Below are 440 nucleotides of genomic sequence, written 5' to 3'. Positions count from 1 at the left end.
TCGCGCGGTCCAAAGACAAAGTCAAAATAAATGATCTCATTGAAGTGAAAGCCGAGCTTGAAAGTCAGGGAGAGTGGCTTGCTGAAGACATCCCGCTTGATATCGTTTATCAAGATGAAGACATTCTGATCATCAACAAACCAGCTGGAATGGTAGTTCACCCCGCCGCCGGTAACCACTCAGGCACTTTAGTTAACGCCTTGCTGCATCACTTTCCTGATATCAAAGCCGTTCCCAGGGCCGGTATCGTTCACCGCCTGGATAAAGACACGACCGGTTTAATGGTGGTCGCTAAAACACTAACAGCTCACGCCCATATTGTTGAACAACTTCAAAGTCGCGAAATGGGCAGAGAATACGAAGCTATCGCTGCAGGAGTCATGACGGGCGGCGGAACCATCAACGAGCCTATTGCACGCAGCCCTAAAAACCGCAAAAAG

1 protein-coding gene is annotated in these 440 nt (G+C 49.1%); it reads left to right on the top strand.

Going from position 1 to position 440, the window contains the following annotated elements; genetic code table 11:
* A partial coding sequence (locus tag A3757_RS06210) for a pseudouridine synthase (RefSeq protein ID WP_231878235.1) occupies nucleotides 1-440 on the top strand: 440 nt, incomplete at both ends.

It is taken from the genome of Oleiphilus sp. HI0117 (assembly GCF_001635235.1).
Note: the sequence above shows the minus strand (reverse complement) of the source record. Positions and strands in the feature narration are given on the sequence as shown.